This is a genomic window from Saccharothrix sp. NBAS 001 (assembly GCF_056640475.1).
This window is the reverse complement of record NZ_CM153251.1, coordinates 3370827-3388341: the sequence shown is the minus strand read 5'-3', so window position 1 is coordinate 3388341 and position 17515 is coordinate 3370827. Positions and strand designations below refer to the sequence as shown.

At 75.0% G+C, this 17515-nt stretch carries 15 protein-coding genes and 2 pseudogenes; 9 read left to right on the top strand and 8 right to left on the bottom strand.

What is annotated here, in order from left to right:
- Positions 1-166 precede the first annotated feature (166 nt).
- A pseudogene (locus tag AC0HI0_RS14295) lies at positions 167-547 on the top strand (hypothetical protein); the annotation flags it as partial.
- 311 nt (positions 548-858) lie between these two features.
- Here the strand turns inward: AC0HI0_RS14295 and AC0HI0_RS14290 are convergent.
- Both AC0HI0_RS14290 and AC0HI0_RS14285 read right to left on the bottom strand, forming a co-directional pair.
- On the bottom strand, positions 859-1239 hold the full coding sequence (locus AC0HI0_RS14290) for an STAS domain-containing protein (protein WP_480932832.1): 381 nt from the start codon (positions 1237-1239) through the stop codon (positions 859-861).
- A gap of 112 nt (positions 1240-1351) precedes the next feature.
- Positions 1352-2236 (bottom strand): annotated as a pseudogene (locus AC0HI0_RS14285) (nSTAND1 domain-containing NTPase); the annotation flags it as partial.
- 351 nt (positions 2237-2587) lie between these two features.
- Here AC0HI0_RS14285 and AC0HI0_RS14280 point away from each other — a divergent pair.
- The 6 genes from AC0HI0_RS14280 to AC0HI0_RS14255 all read left to right on the top strand — a co-directional run bounded on the left by AC0HI0_RS14280 (position 2588) and on the right by AC0HI0_RS14255 (position 9617).
- On the top strand, positions 2588-5098 hold the full coding sequence (locus AC0HI0_RS14280; protein ID WP_480932831.1) for an AAA family ATPase: 2511 nt from the start codon (positions 2588-2590) through the stop codon (positions 5096-5098).
- A gap of 147 nt (positions 5099-5245) precedes the next feature.
- Positions 5246-5926: a hypothetical protein gene (locus AC0HI0_RS14275; protein WP_480932830.1), complete on the top strand. Its 681-nt coding sequence runs from the start codon at positions 5246-5248 to the stop codon at positions 5924-5926.
- 185 nt (positions 5927-6111) lie between these two features.
- The gene (locus AC0HI0_RS14270; protein ID WP_480932829.1) at positions 6112-6336 is read left to right on the top strand and encodes a hypothetical protein; all 225 of its coding nucleotides are present in this window, start codon (positions 6112-6114) and stop codon (positions 6334-6336) included.
- A 114-nt stretch (positions 6337-6450) separates the two neighbouring features.
- Positions 6451-7071, top strand: a complete 621-nt coding sequence (locus tag AC0HI0_RS14265; RefSeq protein ID WP_480932828.1) for an HAD-IA family hydrolase — start codon at positions 6451-6453, stop codon at positions 7069-7071.
- A 1389-nt stretch (positions 7072-8460) separates the two neighbouring features.
- Positions 8461-8910 (top strand): hypothetical protein, encoded by a 450-nt coding sequence (locus AC0HI0_RS14260; protein ID WP_480932827.1) that lies wholly within the window; start codon positions 8461-8463, stop codon positions 8908-8910.
- A 503-nt stretch (positions 8911-9413) separates the two neighbouring features.
- Positions 9414-9617 carry a hypothetical protein gene (locus tag AC0HI0_RS14255; RefSeq protein ID WP_480932826.1) on the top strand — a complete coding sequence of 68 codons (204 nt, stop codon included), beginning with the start codon at positions 9414-9416 and terminating at the stop codon, positions 9615-9617.
- Between the two features lie 881 nt (positions 9618-10498).
- On the opposite strand, the gene AC0HI0_RS14250 is transcribed toward AC0HI0_RS14255, so the two are convergent.
- Positions 10499-10780: a hypothetical protein gene (locus tag AC0HI0_RS14250; protein WP_480932825.1), complete on the bottom strand. Its 282-nt coding sequence runs from the start codon at positions 10778-10780 to the stop codon at positions 10499-10501.
- 511 nt (positions 10781-11291) lie between these two features.
- Here AC0HI0_RS14250 and AC0HI0_RS14245 point away from each other — a divergent pair.
- Both AC0HI0_RS14245 and AC0HI0_RS14240 read left to right on the top strand, forming a co-directional pair.
- Positions 11292-12539 (top strand): nucleotide sugar dehydrogenase, encoded by a 1248-nt coding sequence (locus tag AC0HI0_RS14245; RefSeq protein WP_480932824.1) that lies wholly within the window; start codon positions 11292-11294, stop codon positions 12537-12539.
- Positions 12540-12605: 66 nt separating this feature from the next.
- Positions 12606-13139, top strand: coding sequence for an EF-hand domain-containing protein (locus tag AC0HI0_RS14240; protein WP_480932823.1), 534 nt, complete (start codon positions 12606-12608; stop codon positions 13137-13139).
- Between the two features lie 117 nt (positions 13140-13256).
- Here AC0HI0_RS14240 and AC0HI0_RS14235 read toward each other — a convergent pair whose 3' ends face one another.
- The 5 genes from AC0HI0_RS14235 to AC0HI0_RS14215 are packed head-to-tail and all read right to left on the bottom strand — an operon-like array spanning position 13257 to position 17421.
- On the bottom strand, positions 13257-14132 hold the full coding sequence (locus tag AC0HI0_RS14235; protein WP_480932822.1) for a Gfo/Idh/MocA family protein: 876 nt from the start codon (positions 14130-14132) through the stop codon (positions 13257-13259).
- The gene (locus tag AC0HI0_RS14230) at positions 14129-14338 is read right to left on the bottom strand and encodes a hypothetical protein (RefSeq protein WP_480932821.1); all 210 of its coding nucleotides are present in this window, start codon (positions 14336-14338) and stop codon (positions 14129-14131) included. Before AC0HI0_RS14230 ends, AC0HI0_RS14235 begins: the two co-directional genes overlap by 4 nt.
- Positions 14335-15564: a M20/M25/M40 family metallo-hydrolase gene (locus AC0HI0_RS14225; protein ID WP_480932820.1), complete on the bottom strand. Its 1230-nt coding sequence runs from the start codon at positions 15562-15564 to the stop codon at positions 14335-14337. The genes AC0HI0_RS14230 and AC0HI0_RS14225 overlap by 4 nt, the downstream gene beginning before the upstream one ends.
- Complete coding sequence (locus tag AC0HI0_RS14220; RefSeq protein WP_480932819.1) at positions 15561-16400, bottom strand: sugar phosphate isomerase/epimerase family protein; 840 nt, start codon at positions 16398-16400, stop codon at positions 15561-15563. Before AC0HI0_RS14220 ends, AC0HI0_RS14225 begins: the two co-directional genes overlap by 4 nt.
- Entirely contained in the window at positions 16390-17421 is a 1032-nt protein-coding gene (locus AC0HI0_RS14215) for a Gfo/Idh/MocA family protein (protein WP_480932818.1), read from the bottom strand. The genes AC0HI0_RS14220 and AC0HI0_RS14215 overlap by 11 nt, the downstream gene beginning before the upstream one ends.
- Between the last annotated feature and the right edge of the window lie 94 nt (positions 17422-17515).

The window sequence follows — 17515 nt, the reverse complement described above, 5'->3', positions numbered from 1 at the left end:
CGGGCGAGTCGGGACGCGGCCGGCGTGCCGGCCGACCTGCTCGACGGCTACCTGGAGGCCCTGGTCGAGGTCGGCGCGACCGGCGGGGTGCTGGGGCCCGACCACATCGCCGCGCGGCGGGCGTTCGGCGCGCGGGCCGCCGAGCGCGGCTTGTCCATGCGCGGCGCTGGGCGGTGCGGCGCGAGGAGTCGTTCCGGCGCGAGTTCGTCGACGACCTGCCGGCCGGGCCAACTCGCGGAACGGGCGCAGCGCTTCGGGTCCCGCCTCGCCGGGCGCAACGTCGTGGCCGAGCCGACGGTGGACGGCGATCCGGTGGTCCGGCAGGTCCGAGACCGCGCTGCGGCACCGCGTCGACAGCCGCGACGTCCTGGGCACCGCGAAGGACGGCCTGCTGGTGTGCATCGCGCCGGACACCCTCGTCGGGCTGGTCGAGGAGTTCGCCCGGCAGGCCGGGGCGGCGCTGGGCGGATCGGGAGGGCGGGTCGGCGTCGGCCGGTCGCCCGGCGGGCCTGGCGGACCGGTGCGGTCGTTCGAGCAGGCGCGCGACGCCGTGGACGTCGCCACCCGCCTCGACCTGCCCGGACGGCGTGCACCGGGTGCGGGAGCTGACCGGGTTCTGCGTGGACGACCCCGTCCAGGCGCTGACGCTCCAGGTCGCGGTGCTCAGCGGTCGGCTGCTCGACCGCTGAGACCGCCGCTTGCCGGAACCCGGTAAGCAACACCCTGTCCGGACCGCCAGGGTGCGGCGTTGTGCACGGGTCCGGCAGGTCGCACCATGGTCCGCTCGGCGATGCCTGGGGCATCACGCGGCGGCCGGCCAAAGGGGAACACCTCGGGGAGGGGGGCTCCGGCCGGTCTTCACCGGGAGCGCGCGGCGTCCTCCCCGGCGGCGGCCACGGCCCGCTCGGCGGTCTCGTGCAGCGGCAGGAGGGTGTTCATCGCGGTCAGCTCCAGCGTCCGCCGCACGCCCTCGGCGGCCGCGACGTGGATCGGGCGCCTGCCGCTGCCGGTGTTGTGGCCGTGCAGGTGGGCGAGCACCGCGATGCCCGACGAGGCGAAGAACGTGACCGCGGACAGGTCGAGCACGACCGCCGCCGCGCCGCCGTCGAGCACGCTCACGCCGAGGTCCCGCAACTGGTCGCTGTTGGCCAGGTCGACGTCGCCGACCACCCGGAGCACGACCACGTCGCCGAAGGTCTCGGTGCCCATCCCGGCGGCCGGCTTGTGCGCTGAAGACATGAGCACATGGTGCCCATGCCACCCGCCCGGGAAACGCCTGCGCCGGGTGGACCCGGTCGGTGCCCTCGCCCAGGGCGGTGAGCCGCAGGAGCACCTGCCGGACCAGGGCCCGGCGGTCCGGTTCGAGTGCGGTGTAGGCCGTCTCGGCGGTGTTGGCCACCGCCCGGTCCAGGCCGCCCGCCGACTCGTAGCCGGCCGGTGTGAGCGCGTTGCCGCGCCTGCGCCGCCACGTCTCGCGCAGTGCGTGCGACACCAGCGGCAGCACCCCGCGGCCTGGCCGCCGGCGTCGCCTACCAGCCGGGACACCAGCGCGTTCTCGACCGTGATCGCCTCGCGCAACTCGTCGGTGGGTCATCGGGCCGATTGTCGGCGTGCCGTCCCGCAGCACGTCCGCCAACTCCGGGCTCGCCGCGCAATGCGCGTGGAAGTCGGCCCGCACGCCCAGCACGACCCGGGCGTGCTCGGCGGCGGTGACCAGGCCGGTGATGAACGCGGAGCGCTCGCGCCGGTTCGCGCACAGCGTGAACACCTCCTCGAACTGGTCCACCACGACCAGCGGCCGGTCGAGCCGGCGGACCAGCCGGAGCAGGCCGCGCGGGTCGGCCGGCAGCTGTCCCGGCGTGCCCAGGCCGAGCCGGGCCAGGCCGACCGCGCACTCCTCCCACGGCGGCGCGCCTGGCGTGAACAGCACCACCGGGCCGTCCGCGCCGGTGGCCAGGCCGGCCCGCAGCAGCGACGATTTGCCCGCGCCCGAAGCGCCGAACACCACCAGCGCGGGCCGCCGGTCCAGCCGCTCGCGCAGCTCGCCGAGCAGCCGGTCCCGGCTGAAGAACCGGTCCGCGTCCGCCGGCTGGAACGCGCCCAGCCCCACGTAGGGCCCGTCGTCGGAGTCGTCCTGCGGCGGGGGCGCGAGTTCGGCCGCCACCTCGTGCCACCGCTCGGTCCACGCGTCCACGTCGCCGCACGCCCGCACGTAGCCCTGCGTGACGGCGAGCATGGGCAGCTTCCGCCCGCCCGCCGCGTCGGACAGCGTCGCTGTGGAGTAGTGCGCCCGCGCGCCGAGTTCCCGGTAGGTCGGTCCGCCGGCCTCGTCCCGCAGTCTGCGCAGGTCCGCCGCGAACGACAGCAGTGGGCCGTCCCCGTCCGCCAACGGGCGTTCACGCCGCGCCACCAGTCGGCTCTCACGGCCCGCCCGGCGGCGGTGGGCGGGAACCGGGAGGTCGATTGGGTGGCACGACCGGGGTGGAACTTGGTGTGGACTCCGCTGTCGGGGCACCGCTTAGCGACCGTTTAGCCACCGTCCGTATCCGCCGCGCGGCCGTGGCCCTCCTTGTCGAGGGGAGGGGCCATGACCACTGGGGAACCGGTCGGGGTCCGGGACGCACCGGACCGGGCGGCGGACCTGCCGGAGCCGGGCGGCGGACCACGGCGGGTGCGCGTCGTCGGAGGGGCCGGCGCGGGCAAGTCGTGGCTGCTCGGCGCGTTCGCCCGCCGCGCGCGCCGGGACGGCGTGCCGGTGCTCGCCGCCCGGGGCACGGACACCGGCCGGATGGTGCCCTTCGGCGCGCTCCGCGACGCGCTGCGCCGTCCCGCCGACGTGCCCGACCCGGCCGTGCGCACCGCGTTCCTGCTGCTGCGCGCGGTCTTCCACTCGTTCCTGGAGCCGGGTCCGGGCCGCTCCGCGGTGCCCTCCGCCGAACGCCACCGCCTCTACCGCACGGTCGGCGAGCTGGTGGCGTCGGCGGCCGGACCGGCGGGCCTGCTGGTGCTGCTGGACGACGCGCACCTGGCCGACGCGGGCTCGCTGGAACTGCTCGGCCACCTGCTGCGCCACCCGCCGCAGGCCCGCCTCACGGTCGTCGCCGCGCACGTCCCGGGTTCCTGCCCGGCCGCGTTCGCCGACGCCGATGAGGTCGTCCTGCCGCCCGCCGCGCCGGACCCGACCCCGGTCGAGCCCGGGGACCTGCGGGTCGCGCAGGCGGTGGCCGTGCTCGGCGACACCGAACCGCACCTGGTCGCGGCTGTGGCCGGGCGGACCCTGCACGAGACCCGCGCCGCCCTGGTCCGGCTGGCGGGCCGGGGCGTGCTCGGCGTCGAGGACGGCGAACCGGACCACCGCCACGCGCGCCTGCGCCGGGCGGTCTACGACGGTGCGGACGCGGAGTGGCTGCGGGCCGCGCACGCCCGTGCCGCACAGGCGCTGCGGGACGAGGGCGTGCCCGTCGCGGTCCGCGCCCACCAGGTGGCGCGCGCCGCCCGGGAAGGCGACCTGACCGCCGTGGCCGATCTCGTGCGCGCCGCCGAGGCTGCGGCCGGCATCGCGCCCGCGATCGCCGCGCACTGGCTGACCGAGGCGCTGCGCCTGTCGCCGCGCGCGAGCGGCACGGCCCGGCTGCGGCTGCTGCGCCGGCTGGCCGCCGCGTCCCGCGCGGCGGGACGCCCGGAAGCGCACCTGGACGCGGTGCGGAGCCTGCTGGCGGGCCGCCCGGCCGACCGGGCGGAGATCGCGTTGCGCGCCGCGCTGGTGCAGCGGGCCTGCGGACGGCACGTCGCGGCCCGCGACCTGCTGCGCGATCTGCGCCACGACCCGGGCGGACCGCGCGGCCGGGTGCTGCTGGAACTGGGCCTGGCCACCGACCCGGCGGTGAGCGCGCGGCGTGCCGACGAGGTGCTGGCCGCCGCCCGCGTCGTGGGCGACGACGCCGTGCTGGCCCTGGCGCTGGGCGTCCGGCTGGGCAAGCCGCCGCACCGCCCGGCGCTGCTGGACGAGGCGGCGGCGCTGGCCGACCGGCCGGCCGACTGCCCGCCGGAGTCCCTGCTGTGGCTGGGCCGCGCGGAAACCGCGCAGGAACGCCTGCCCGACGCCGTCCGGCACCTGGACCGGGCGATCCAGGTCGCCCGCACCACCGACCGCGACGACCTGCTGCCGCAGCTGTGGCTGGCCCGCGGCGAGGCCCTGGAACGGCTGGGCCGGCTGGCCGAGGCCGCCGAGTGCTTCACCGACGCCGCCGAGGCCGCCGAGCTGGCCGGGGCCTCCCAGTGCCTGCCGCTGGCCGGGCTGGCCCGGATCGCGGTGTGGCGCGGCGAGGCGGCCGAAGGGCTCCGGCTCGCCGAGCGGGCCGTCACCGAGGGCGTGGAGAGCCGCGCGCACGTCGCCCTCGCGCTGGCCCACCTGCACGCCGACGACCCCGACCGGTGCGCCGCGCACCTGCTCGCGGTGGACGTGCCGCCGGCCGACCCGCTGGCCGCCGTCGAGTGGTGCAGCCTGGTCGCGCTGGCCGAGGGCGCGCGGCACCGGGTGCCCGACGCCGTGCGGTGGGCCGAGCGGACCGGCGACCTGGCCCGGGAGCTGCCCGCCGACCTGCGCCGGGGGTACGCGAACCTCGCCCAGGTGGGCGCGCTGCGGCGGACCGACCCGGAAGCGGCGGCGGTCGAGGCCGTCCAGGCGGCCGAGTCGTTCGAGCGGATCGGCAACCGGGTGCACGCCGGCCGGGCCAGGTTGATGGCCTCGGCGCTCTACCACCTCTCCGGGTGCGCACGGCAGGAGCGCGCGGAACGCGACCGGGCGCGGGACCTGCTCGACGGGTGCGAACCGGGCCTGTTCGAACGCGTCGCGGGCAGCTGGGCACCGGTCGCCGACCACGGCCTGACCGACCGCGAGCACACCGTGCTGGCGGTGTTGGCGCAGGGCCTCACCGCGGAGGCCATCGCCCGCCGGATGGACATCTCGCCGCGCACCGTCCACCGGCACCTGCAACACCTGTACCGCAAGCTCGGCACCGCCGACCGGCTGTCCACCGTGCTGCGCGCCCAGGCCCTGGGCCTGCTCGCCGACTCGCCCGCACCGGCCGGCTGCTGAGCCGCCGGCCCCGAGGGCGCCTCGCGGCCGGCGGGTCAGTGGGTAGTTGTGCCCATTCCCGTATTCGTGCGGTGGCGCGACGGTTGACGGGCTGAGACCGCCGGTGGCTGTCCAGCGGCTCATCGGGTGATCTCCTGGGGGAGTGCGGTGACTGGTGTGACGGTGCAGGGTCCGGTCGAACGCGGCCGGAGCCCGAGACGGGTCGAGGTGCCGGTGGGCGGCACGAGCACGTTCGGCACCTGCGGGTGCGGCCGGTGCCGGTGGGACCTGCCGATCTCCGGCGGGCCCGGCTCGCGGGTCGACTTCCGGGGCGCGGTGGACGCCGACGGCGCGGTGTGGTGGGTGGCCAACCTGTCCGACCGGGAGCCGCTGTTCGTGGCCGACGTCGACCACCCGGGCGAGGCCGTCGCGGTGCGGCCCGGCGAACGGCAGCCGTTCGCGTTCGACATGGCGATCGCGACCCCGGACCGGCGGCCGGGCGGGCTGTCGGTGACGGTGTTCGCCTCGGCCGCCGCCCGCCCCGTGCCGAGCCCGCCGCGCTGCCCGGCGATCCGGCCGGACGTGCGGCAGCTCGACCCGGACGCCCGGTACTACGCGGTGCTCGCCGCCCTGTGCGACGGCACCGGGCCGTTCGTGCCGACCTCCGCGGACATCGCCGCCCGCCTCCGGATGAGCCCGCGCGCCGTCGACGCCCACATCGACTACCTGGTGCGCAAACTCGACATCCCGGGCCCGCCGATCCGCCGCAACGGCTGGAAGCGCACGGCGTTGATCGACCACGTCCGCGCGCACGGCACGCTGCGGGGCGCGCTGGCGAGGACCGCGTGACCCACGACGTCTCCCGAACCCGGGAACACCCGGACGCGGCGGCCCCGGTGCCGGTCGGCGTGCCTCGGGACGCCGTCGCGCGCGAACCGCGGAGTCGCCGAGAAGTTCGTCACCGCGTCGATCGACGGCCACCCGATCCGCCTGTGCCGGACCGGTGGCCCGGGCACGGTGGACGCCGACGGCGTGTGCCGAGGGCACCGAGGGGCGGCCGACGCCACCCCGCCGCGCTGCCCGGCCACCTGTGCCGGGCGGCGACCTTCCCGTTGTCCCCCAACGGGAAGGTCGACACCCTGGCGTTGCCCGTGTGCCCGGCCCGCCGCCCGGCGGCGGTCGGCCGCGATCGGGACCAGGCGGATGCCGCGACGGCGTCCGCCACGCCGGCGGGCGCGCTGGGGGCGCTCGCCGGGTGACCCCGTCCGTGCGCGCCCGCGCCGACCGCGGGCGCGCACGGACGGGGCAATTCGGGCGGCCGGAACCAGCCGCGCCGCCCGGGGCGCGCGCCGGGACGTGCTACGAATGGTTCCGTGGCGGGGATTCGGGTCGTGTGGACCGACTTCGGCGGCGTGCTCACGCCCCCGGTCGAGGAGGATCTGGCGAGGGTCGCGGCGGCGGCCGGCGTGCCGGTCGACGCGTTGCTGGGGGCGATCAAGCGGGTCGCCGGCCCGCGCGGGCTGCTGGAGCTGCTCGAACTGGGGCTGGTGACGCAACGCGAGTGGGGTCGGCTGGTCGACGCCGAACTCCGCCCCCTGGTGTCGCGGGTGGACCTGGGCGAGCTGGGCGTGCACTGGCACGCCGGGCGGGCGTTCGACCGGGAGCTGTACGACGGCCTGGTGGCGGTGGCCGGCGACCGGCCGCTGGGACTGCTCACCAACACCATCGCCGAGTGGGAACCGCACCGGGCGGCGATGATCCCGGCCGGTGTCCGGTTCGCCCGGGTGGTCAACTCCCACCAGGTCGGGGTGCGCAAGCCGCAGCCCGAGGTGTACGCGCTGGCGGAACGCGCGTTCGACGCCGCGCCGGCGCAGTGCCTGCTGATCGACGACCTGGAGGTGAACTGCGCGGCGGCGCGCGACCGGGGGTGGACGGCGATCCGGCACACCGACCGGGCCGACACGCTGCGCCGAGTGCGCGCCGCGCTGGGCTGACGCCCACCCGCCGAGTCGCCTCCGGTCGTGGTTCACCTGGAATTCGTCCGGTGCCGGCAGGGTCGTCGCCGACGCCCCCTGCGTGCGGAGTTCGTGGTGGAGTTCCGGCACCTGCAATCGTCGAGCCCGGCGAACCGCGTCAACCGACCGAGGCGGCGCGATAGGTGATTACGGACGTCGGCCGGTTGCCCGTTGCGAATGCCGGGCTCCGCGAACCATCCACAGTGGACTTGAGCGTCGTGGAGGCGCTCGCCGTGGCAGGCGGCGGTCGAGGCACCGACCTGCTCGCCGTCATGGGCGAGTGGCCGTGCGCGGCGCGCGAGTTCGCGCCCGACCCCGAAGGGCGCCGCGACTGCCCGGATGCGCCGCACCCTGTCGGAAACCCCGGGTCGGCGGTCCCGGAGTGGCCACCACGGCCGAATTCCCGGACCGGGTGCCGGACCACCCCGATTTCCGGCAGATCCGCCACCACGCCCGATTCCTGGGAAACCCCGGAGCGCTCCACTGAAGAGGTTATCCGTTTTGGTCCGGATCGTCCTGCTCACCGCCCGCGCACCCATCGTCGGACCGCCCCGGCGACCCGCGTCGGGCGCGAAACCGCCGGGTACTCCCGTCCGGTCCGCCGGGCCTGACCTGGACGAACCGCCTATGAGCCGGGGAGATGTCCGTGCCGAAGCGCTACGGATGACGGACTTGCCCGGTTCGAGGGTGGCGGGGTGATGCCGGTCGCCCGCGAGGCCCTCGGCTCGGTGGGCGAACCTGCGGTCGCGCCGATCCCGGCAGTCGGGACAGCCCCGGCCGAGGTGCTCGGCAGGTGGCCGGGACCTCCGGTCGGCCCCGGTTCCCGGGTTCGCGGGCAGCCCGCCGAGTAGATCCTGATCAAGGTGCTGACCAGCGCAGACACTCAGATCGCGGGCTCTGCGGAGGTCGACTCCCGCCAGTGCGGGCCAGGGTCGCGGGGAACCCGCTGATCAGACCGGACCCGGCCCGGCCGGCACCCCGGAGGCGCGCGCGTCCTCGCCCGGTGGTGGGTGCCGGCGAATCCGGGATGGCATGATGGAGGCAGTCGAGAAAGTGGTCTACGAAGGGGCCGATCCGAACTCGACGGTCAAAGTGAGGCAAGAGGAGTTGGGACTGTCGATGCCCGCGGGAACCGGGCGTTGACGGTCGCGGTCCCTTTCGGGCACCGCCGGATACGCATCGGCACGAGATATTTCTTACTCCGTGTCGACGCGGCGTCCGGCGCGTCGATCGGACAGGATGTGCGGCATGACCAGTGGCCGGAGAATCGTCACCGCTTGGTCCGCGCTTTCAGCGGACGAGTTGGGCGAACAGGTGCGAGCGCATGTGCGCGTCACGGACGGCACAACGCGTGCCGTGTGGGCGGCGGTGCGTGACGACCAGGTGCTCAGGGCCAGGGTGCGGGGCGCGTTGTCGGGGTTGAAGGCGGAGTTCCGGGGGCACCGGGACGAGGCCATGTGGCTGCTCTGGATCACCCGGGTGCAGCAGCAGCTCACCGTCGAGCCCCAGCCCGCCACCGCGGCCGAGGTGGTCTCCGACCGGGCCGATTCCGCGTGGGCGACCGCGATGGACGCGCCCGAGGCCGCCGACGCCCAGGCCGACGCGGCGTGGGACGCGGCCGTGCAGACCTCGGACGGTCGCCGGTCGGCCACCGAGAGCGCGGAGGACTCGAAGGCGTGGGCGGCCTCGTTCGAGGCACCGGAGTCGCCGAAGTCCGCCGTGCCGACCGCCGAGGCCCCGGCTCCCGAGCAGGCCACCGCGCCGGCCAAGCCGCGCCCCCAGGTGCCGATGGTGGTCTTCCAGACGCCTGCGGGCTGAACCGGGGCGGGCTCGCGGCCCGCCTCGACCCCGGCGGTCACCCGAACGACTCGACCGGGCACGTGCGGTTGCCGTAGGCGACCGGCTTGCCATCGGAGTAGTGCGCCTTCGCCTCCACAGCGGCCTCGCAGGTCGGCGCATTCCGATGCCCTCGGTGATCCCCTTGTCCGGCAACGTGGTCAGCTCGCCGATCCGATCGGCGCACGGCGGTGCTCCGGCCTGTCCGGATCGATCGGGGGTCCGGTGCAACGGGCCGGCGGTGCGGGGCGTGTGGGGTCGGCGCAAAGCACGGACAGGCTCCGGCACCGGTCTTGGTCACGTCGTCCACTGTGGATCATCCCGTGGCGCGTCTGCCCGTGCGGTGAACCGCCCTGCGATGACCCACCGTTCGGGGGAGAGGTGGCCGCGGCCTGAATCGGGCCTGAACGATCGGGTTCGAGTCGAGATCCCGGGCTGGTGGGTGTCGGCCCGGGTTCGTTGTCCACCCCGGTCATTTCGCGCGGGTGGCTGCGGTCGACGGTTCGCGGTGGACGGTGCGTCACCGCCCGGCGACCCGGCGTTCGGGCCTGTCGTCCGGCATATGCGACATCGTGCGGAATGCCGAACTCCTCATCGGGACGGTGCCGCGCCGTGAACGGGGTCCGCCGCGCGGCGTCGAACCGCTCGACACCGGCGCGTGGCGGCCGGTGCGCGGCGGCCTCTGGTGATGCGTGACTTCTTTGCCGCACAACGGTTCACGCCGAAACAGTGCGATCGGGAGTCAGGCCGCGCGGTGAAACCGGCGCAGGTGCCGGCGCATACGGCCGAACCGGCCATCCCGCCGAGCTGTCCAGGAGCTGTCGGTGTTGTCGACGGTGCGCGAGTGGTTCGACGCGGCGGCGTCCCGCGCACCTGACCGGACCGTCACGTTTCCCGTTGGAGGGGAGCGGATCGCCTACAGCGCACGGCGGGAGACCTCGACGCGAATGGGGGCGCACTGCTCGCCGCCGGCGCGCGGGACGTCGTCGGCGTACTGTGCCAGAACAACACCGCGTTCCCGCAAGGAGTTCTGTCGGCGAGCCGGATCGGAGCGGCGGCCTGCCCGTTGCCACTGCCGATGGGGCTGCGCGACCTGGAAGGCTACGTCCGGCGCACCCGGCGGATCATCAGCACCGCCGGGCTGCGCCACCTCGTGACCGACCTCCGGCCCTCCAGTCCACCTCCGGCGGTACGTCGGACCCACGGGGGCGCGGTGCCGTCCCACGGGAACGTGTTGTCCTGAGCGGAATCCATCACGATCAAACCCGGGACCGGATGGGGCAGCCTGCTCCGAACGCCGCTGTCCACCGCCACAGGTGAATCCGCCCGCCAGGCCGGGCAGATCGCCGATCGAGCTGTCGAGGCAGGTTCCCCCATCCAGGGTATTACCCCTCATCGAAGTCGGATCCATCGCGCGTGGGCGGCGTCGGCGTAGTTGTCCAGCAAGAGCGGCCTCGGCACCGGCGACACGGACAGCACGTGGCCCCTGGGCGGCGCGCGACCGCGACGGGCCGCCCACCGGTCCGTCCAGCACAACGTCCACAGTGGACCAATCGGTCGTCGTGGAAGGTCATCCGGTCGGACGGCCCGGCAGTGGGAAAGTCCGCTGCGCGGACAGCACGACGGTCATCGGGTTGAGGAACACCAGCGTCGGTGACAGCAGCGTGATCCACCGGGTGGTCTGCCACCGGGTCGCGCCGTCCGGCGACGCGGCCTGACCGCAGTCGCCGCTGATCCCGGACGGGCCCGCCGCGACGATCGGCACCGCGAACCCCGGCGCGTGCCACCCGGTGACGAGGGTGATCACGACCTGCGTGGGCACGCTCTCCCGCAACCGGTGCGGGCCGGTCACGTCGCCGAGCCCAGGACGACCTTCGCGGTGCGCTGACACGCCGACCCGAGTCGCGTACGGTGACCGCAGTTGTGCGGTTCTGTCCAGTGTGGTCACGCCGCGCGTTCGACCTGTCCGCACGTTCGCGGAAGTCGACTGGCGAGAATCCCTCGACCTTGTGAATTCGTGCACGTGCAACCACGGATCACCACCTTCGACGGACCGGTCGCTGCCATCCGGATGAACCTGGTGCCTGGGCGGCAACCTGCGCGGGTGGTGTTCCGAGCCGTCCCTGCTTCTAGCTCTGGGTGACTGTTAGCTTGCGGAGAGCGATGTTCTCTCCGGCTGGCTGTTCCCCGCGGAGGTTTGGGATGAAACGTTCGACCGTCCACGGCGGCCCGCGCCGTCCCGGGGTTGCGACCCCGGCCGCGCCGCGCGCCCACGTACCGCCCGCCGCGGCCTCGCCCCGCGTGTGATACCGACTGGGAAACCTTGGGGCACAACACATTCCGATGTGGTGGAAAGGGCGCACGTGTCCGTCGATCTCGTCGTCGTGGGAGTCGGCTACGTTGGACTTCCCCTGGCGGCCGCGGCGAGCGCCGCGGGCCTGTCGGTCGTCGGGTACGACATTTCGCCGACAGTCCGCGACGGTCTTCAAGCAGGTCTCTCGCACGTTCCGGACGTGTCGCCGGCCCAGCTGCGGGCGATGCTCGCGACCGGCTTCCGGGCCACCACCGACCCGTCCGCGATCGCCGGTGCCGACACCGTCGTCATCTGCGTGCCCACCGGGCTCGGCCCGGACGGCAATCCGGACCTCGCCGCCGTGCGCGCCGCGACCGCGACCGTGTCCGACCACCTGAGGCCCGGCACGCTCGTCGTGCTGGAGTCCACCAGCTTCCCCGGCACCACCGACGAGGTGGTGCGGCCCATCCTGGAGCGGCACGGCCTCGTCGCCGGCGACGACTTCCCGCTGGCGTACTCGCCGGAGCGGATCGACCCCGGCAACCGGCGGCACCGCATCCACAACACGCCGAAGGTGGTCAGCGGGCACACCCCGTTGTGCGCCAAGCACTGCGCCGCGTTCTACGGCCGCTTCGTGGACACCGTCGTGGTGGCCAAGGGCACCCGCGAGGCGGAGATGGCCAAGCTGCTGGAGAACACCTACCGGTACGTGAACATCGCGCTGGTCAACGAGATGGCCGTGTTCTGCGACCAGCTCGGCCTGGACGTGTGGGACGTGCTGCACTGCGCGGCGACCAAGCCGTTCGGGTTCGCGCCGTTCACCCCGGGGCCGGGGGTCGGCGGCCACTGCATCCCCATCGACCCCCGCTACCTGCTGGACAAAGCGCGTCGCGAGGGCACTCGCCTGTCGGTCGTGGAGGCCGCCCGCGAGGTCGACCGGAACATGCCCGGCTACCTGGTGGACCGGGTGACGCGGTTGCTGGCCGGTGACGGCAAACGCGTCGCCGGGGCGAGCGTGCTGCTGCTGGGCGTGGCCTACAAGGCGGACGTGCCCGACACCCGGGAGTCGGCCGCGCTCCGGATCGCCGCCGGGCTGACCGCGCTCGGCGCGCGGATCTCCTACCACGACCCGGTCGCGGGCGAGGTGCCGCAACTCGGCCCGCCCGTGCCGGACCTGGACGCCGCGCTGCGCGAGTCGGACGCGACCGTCCTGCTCGTCCCGCACCGCGGTTACGACCTGGGCCACCTGGCCGGGAACGCGCGGCTGCTGCTCGACGTCACGGGTCGCGTGCCGGGCGGGGAGGTCCAGCGCCTGTAGTCCACCGGGCGAGCAGGCCCCCGACCGGGTGCCACGCACATCGCGTTCGCGGAGGGGTGCGCAGCAATGGCCAGGGCCATCAGGAACGACCGACTGGAAGCGCGGTTCGACGAGTGGGACCTCGACGGTGACGGGCGGATCGAGCGGTCCGACCTGGACGGCGCGGCGCACCGGGTGCTCCGGGTGTTCGGGGAATCCCCGCACTCGCCCAAGGGCCGCCGGGTGCTGGAGTCCTTCGGGCGCATGTACGACCACCTGGCCGAGCGCGCGGGGGTCGGCCCGCAGGGCGCCCTCGACCGGCAGCGGTTCCTCCAGGTGGTGGAAGCCGAGGTGTTCCAGGGCGGTGACGCGGCGTTCGGCCGCGCGGTGCGCCCGACCGTCGAGGCGATCCTCGACCTCGCGGACACCGACGGCGACGGCGAGGTCGGCCGCGCCGAGTTCACCCGCCGGCCGGCGGAGGTCGACGTCGACCGGTCCCCGGCCGAGTGGGCGTTGCGCGCCATCGACCACGACCGCGGCGGCGCCCTCACCGCGGACGAACTGGTCGCCGCGGTGAAGGGGTTCCACTTCGGCGCGCTGGACGTCTACCTGCGGGGCTGACCCCACCGACCCGGCGACAGGCCCCGGTGCACCCCGGGCCCTCCCGCCATGCGAGGTTGCGCCGCACAGGCCCTGGTGCCACAGGGCCCGTGCGGCGCAACCGGGGCGGGTCGCGCGCTACGAGCCCTCACGCCGGTACACCTCGTCCACCAGCGACAGCGCGGCCAGGCCGCCGTCCGGCCGGCCACCGGCCCGGACCACCCGGGCGAAGTCGGCCAGCACGCCCTCGTACTCGTGCCACAGCGAACCCTTGAACTCCCGGTACCCGGCCAGCAGGTCGGCGCGCAGCACCGTGCCGTCGACCAGCCGCGCCTCCACGTCCTTGGCCTCGCCGGGGAACGACCAGTCCAGCTCGACGACCGCCGGCGCCGACCCGCGCACGTGCAGCAGCGCCTGCCGGTCCACGCCGTCGGCGTCCCGGACGATCTTCGCCGACTCGAACGTCAACGGCCCGAGGAACAGCCGGGCCAGGTCCAGCGCGTTCGGCCCGTTGTCGGCCACGCACCCGCCGCCGTTGCGCGCCATGTCCAGGTACCAGCGGTCCCGGCCCACGTGGTCCTCGATCCGCTCCAGGTAGCGCACGGTCAGCGACTCGACCGGCGGCGCGCCCGCCAGCCGCGCGCGCAGCGCCCGGACGTTGGCGTTGTAGCGGCGGTGGAACGCGGTGAACACCAGCCCGCCCCGGGTGGCCAGGGCCATCCCCTCGGCGAGCGTGGTGGCCAGCGGCTTCTCCACGCACAGCGGCAGCCCGGCGTCGAGCACGTCCCGCCCGACCGAGGCGTGCGCGTTGTTCGGCGCGGTCACCACCACCGCGTCCAAGTCGCCGTCCGCGAGCATCGCGCGGTGGTGCAGGTAGTCGCGGACCCGGTGGCCGGCCAGCGCCTCGCGGTCCGCGTCGCACACCGCTTCGAGCCGGAAGTCGGGGGAGCGCGCGATCGCGGCCAGGTAGAACTTCGAGACCACGCCCAGCCCGACCACGCCGACCCGGATCACCCGGCGGTCCGCGGGCCGGGCCCGAAACCCCGGCAGGCGCGCGTTTCGGGCGGTCCGCCGAGCCGCCCGAGCGGCCGGGACGGGTCGCGCCCGGCCGCCTGCGTCGGCGGGCGGGCGGCCGGCGGCGGCAGGTGCGGCGGGGGCAGGTCGCGGCGGCGTGGCGGCTCGGCGGCGGTCGGCAACGTCGGGAAGGGCACGGCGGTCATGTTCCTCCGTTCCGGGCGAACCGCACGACGACCTCGCGCACCACCTCGGAGAACCGGTCGAGGTCCTCGACGTCGGCGTGCTCGCCGCGCGCGTGCGCGTTGTTGGCGTCCAGCGAGCCGGGACCGAGCACGACGGTGCGGCTGTCGGGCACGTCGGCCAGCCAGATCGCGTCGCAGGTGAACGCGGGCAGGTCCGCCGGCCACCGGGGCACGACGGCGTCGAGCAGCGGCACCTCCCGGGCGGGCAGCGCGGGCAGGCCGTGCTTGCGCCACACCAGGCGGGTGATGGCGGCGGCGTCCACGGCGGTGCGGTGGAACGGCGGGACGGCGCGGAACTTGCGGGTGAACTCGGCCAGCCCGTCGACCAGCGCCCGCTCCAGCGCGGCACCCAGCACCCGGGCCGACTCGACGCTGCCGTAGGACAGGTTGAGCAGCAGCTCGCCCGAGCCGTAGACCCGGTTGTGCATGCGGCCGGTGTGCAGGCCCGCCACGCACACCTGGCCGTCCGGCACCCGGACCAGCGCACCGGCCAGGTGCTGCGCCAGGAACCCGAGCAGCACCGACGCGTTGTGCCCGGCGTGCGGCTGGTCGTCGATGGCGTCCTCGCCCGCCACCACGACCGCCGCGGTCATCGCGGCCGTGCAGCGCGGCAGGTAGCGCAGCCCGGTCGGCTCGCAGAACACGTTGAGCCGGCCGTGGTAGCCCGCCTCGACCAGCGGGCGGGTGCCGAACACGCCCATCGCGCCGCCCTCCTCGCCGGACACCGCCTGCACCAGCACGCTCACCCCGCGCACCGCCGGGTCGGCCGCCGCCCGCCGGATCCCGGCGAGCAGGGCGACCGCCGGGCCCTTGGCGTCGATCGCGCCCCGGCCGTGGAACCTCGTCCCGTCGAACCCGGCGGGCTCGAACGGCGCGACGGTGTCCAGGTGCACGTTGAACATCACGGTCGGCTCCGCGTCGCCCAGGCGCAGCACCAGGTTCGGCTGACGGGCCAGGAAACCCGGGTCCCGGGCGACCGCCTCGCGGACGGCGGCCGGCACGTCGGGCCGGTCCACGTCCTCGGGCCGGGCGGGCGCGAGGTGCGCGGTGGTGAAGCCGATGTCGTGCGCGGCGGCCTGGTAGGCGTGCATCGCGTCCCAGAGGTGGACCTCCGCGCCGGTCTCCAGCGGACCCGCCGTGGGCAGCCGCAGCAGCCCGAGCAGCAGGTCCCGGTCGGCCGCGATCACCGCAGCAGGCGGGCCATCGCCCGGCCCGCCGCGACGAAGGCCGCGGCGGCGTCCGCGGCGGGCGCGCCGGCCACGTGCGGCAGCAGCGAGACGTGCGGTTCGAGCGACCACGCGCCCTGGTAACCGTTGTCCCGCAGAAGTTTCACGCAGTCGGCGACCCTCGCGGCACCCTGCCCCGGTGGCACGAAGCGGTCGCCGACCGCGTCCTTGACGTGCACGTGGACCACGTGCGGCAAGACCTTCTCCAGCAGGGCGAGGCCGTCGTAGCCGTGGGCCACGCCGTTGCCGGTGTCGAACAGCAGTTTCAGGGCCGGGCTGCGCACCTCGTCGAGCAGCTCCAGCGCCCGCTCGGCGCTGGTGCCCGCCCAGCCGGAGCAGTTCTCGTGCAGCAGCACCACGCCCGCCGCCTCGGCGGCCTCGGCGAGCACGCCGATGCGGGCGATCACCCGGTCCCGCCAGCGGCGCTGCGGCAGGCCGGAGTTGGGGTAGGACATGATCCGGATGTAGCGGGTGCCCAGTTCGCCGCAGCGCCGCACGAGCGTGTCGAGTTCGGCCAGGTCGTGCTCGAACGGCGTGGCCACCGGGCGCGCCCAGCCGCCGATCCGCGACGCCAGGCAGACCACCCGCACGCCGTGGTCGGACAGCGCCTTGGCGACCTCGGTGAACCGGCGGTCGGACAGCGCGGCGACCGGGACCGCGTCGACGGTGCGCAGCTCGATCGCCGACCAGCCGAGTTCGGCCAGCACGGCGAGCTGGCCGGGCAGGTCCGGCGCGGCCTCGTCGGTGATCCCGGCCAGCACCGGGTGGTGCTCGCGACCGGCGTGGTCAGCGGGCATGGGCGACCACCGGGACTTCCGCGCGCGAGGACGCGACGACCGGCTCGGCGCAGATGTTCTTGGCCACCGACAGCAGCTGGACGACGTCGGTGGCGAACGCGAAACCCCGCGCGTGCTGGTCGCCGACGCCCCGGAACAGCTGGTAGGCGCGGATCATCCACTCGGTGAGCGAATCGTCGCGCAGCACCTGGTGCTCGCGGTGGCCGTTGCGGGTCACCGACAGCTGGGAGTGGTCGTCGTCGGCGCTGACCGCGTAGTGGCCGACGGCCGTGCCCAGCTCGAACTTCACCGTGATCCGGCGTTCCCGGACCGGCGAGGTGAGGTCGGAGCTGATCTCGGTGCGCACCCCGCTGTTGTGCCGCAGGCCGACCCGCGCGCCGCCCATCCGGGGCACCAGCACGTCGCCCACCACCAGGTCGAAGCCGGCCGCGTGGGTGACCCGGGCGTTGCCGGCCAGGCGCAGCGCGAGGCCCACGCCGTGCGGCAGCTCCACGTCGAACGCCGTCGGGTGGCTGGGCCGGGCCAGCGAGCGGCGGAAGCGCGGCTTGTTCTGCACGATCGCGATCGACTTCGGCTCGCCCAACGTGCCGCCGCGCACCAGGTCGGTCAGCCGCCCGGTGAGCGCGCTGGTCAGCCACGGCTCGACCACCGCGATGCGCAGGCCGTGCTTGCGGCGCAGCCGGATGATCCGGGCCAGGTCGTCGGTGTCGGCGGCCAGCGGCTTCTCCACGATCAGGTGGCGGAAGCCGCGTTCGGCGAGTTCGCCGATCACCTCCGTGCGCACGGTGGGCGGTGTGCAGACGTGGGCGACGGTGTCCGCCGGGTCGACCAGCGCCGCGGCCTCGGCGACGCTGTTCGCCGTCACCAGGCCGGGCCGGTCGCTCAGCACGCGGCGCGGGTCGCAGGCGACCACCGGGTGCTCGCCGAACAGCCGGCGGGCCGCGGCCCGCGCCCGGACGAGCACCGGCAGGTGCAGTTCCGCGCCGGCCCGGCCGAGTCCCACGACAAGTGTCCGCACCATTGAGCCCCTGTGTTCGTCGGCGTGTTCGCAAGACGTACGAATAAAGCGACCGAATTTGATCGATAACGACGTTGTACGACTTGGCCCGTGCTGT

Coding starts and splice junctions, on each gene's coding strand:
- AC0HI0_RS14215 (WP_480932818.1), bottom strand. CDS start 17,421: ATGGTGCGGACACTTGTCGTGGGACTCGGCCGGGCCGGCGCGGAACTG.
- AC0HI0_RS14280 (WP_480932831.1), top strand. CDS start 2,588: ATGACCACTGGGGAACCGGTCGGGGTCCGGGACGCACCGGACCGGGCG.
- AC0HI0_RS14230 (WP_480932821.1), bottom strand. CDS start 14,338: ATGACCGCCGTGCCCTTCCCGACGTTGCCGACCGCCGCCGAGCCGCCA.
- AC0HI0_RS14220 (WP_480932819.1), bottom strand. CDS start 16,400: ATGCCCGCTGACCACGCCGGTCGCGAGCACCACCCGGTGCTGGCCGGG.
- AC0HI0_RS14240 (WP_480932823.1), top strand. CDS start 12,606: ATGGCCAGGGCCATCAGGAACGACCGACTGGAAGCGCGGTTCGACGAG.
- AC0HI0_RS14290 (WP_480932832.1), bottom strand. CDS start 1,239: ATGTCTTCAGCGCACAAGCCGGCCGCCGGGATGGGCACCGAGACCTTC.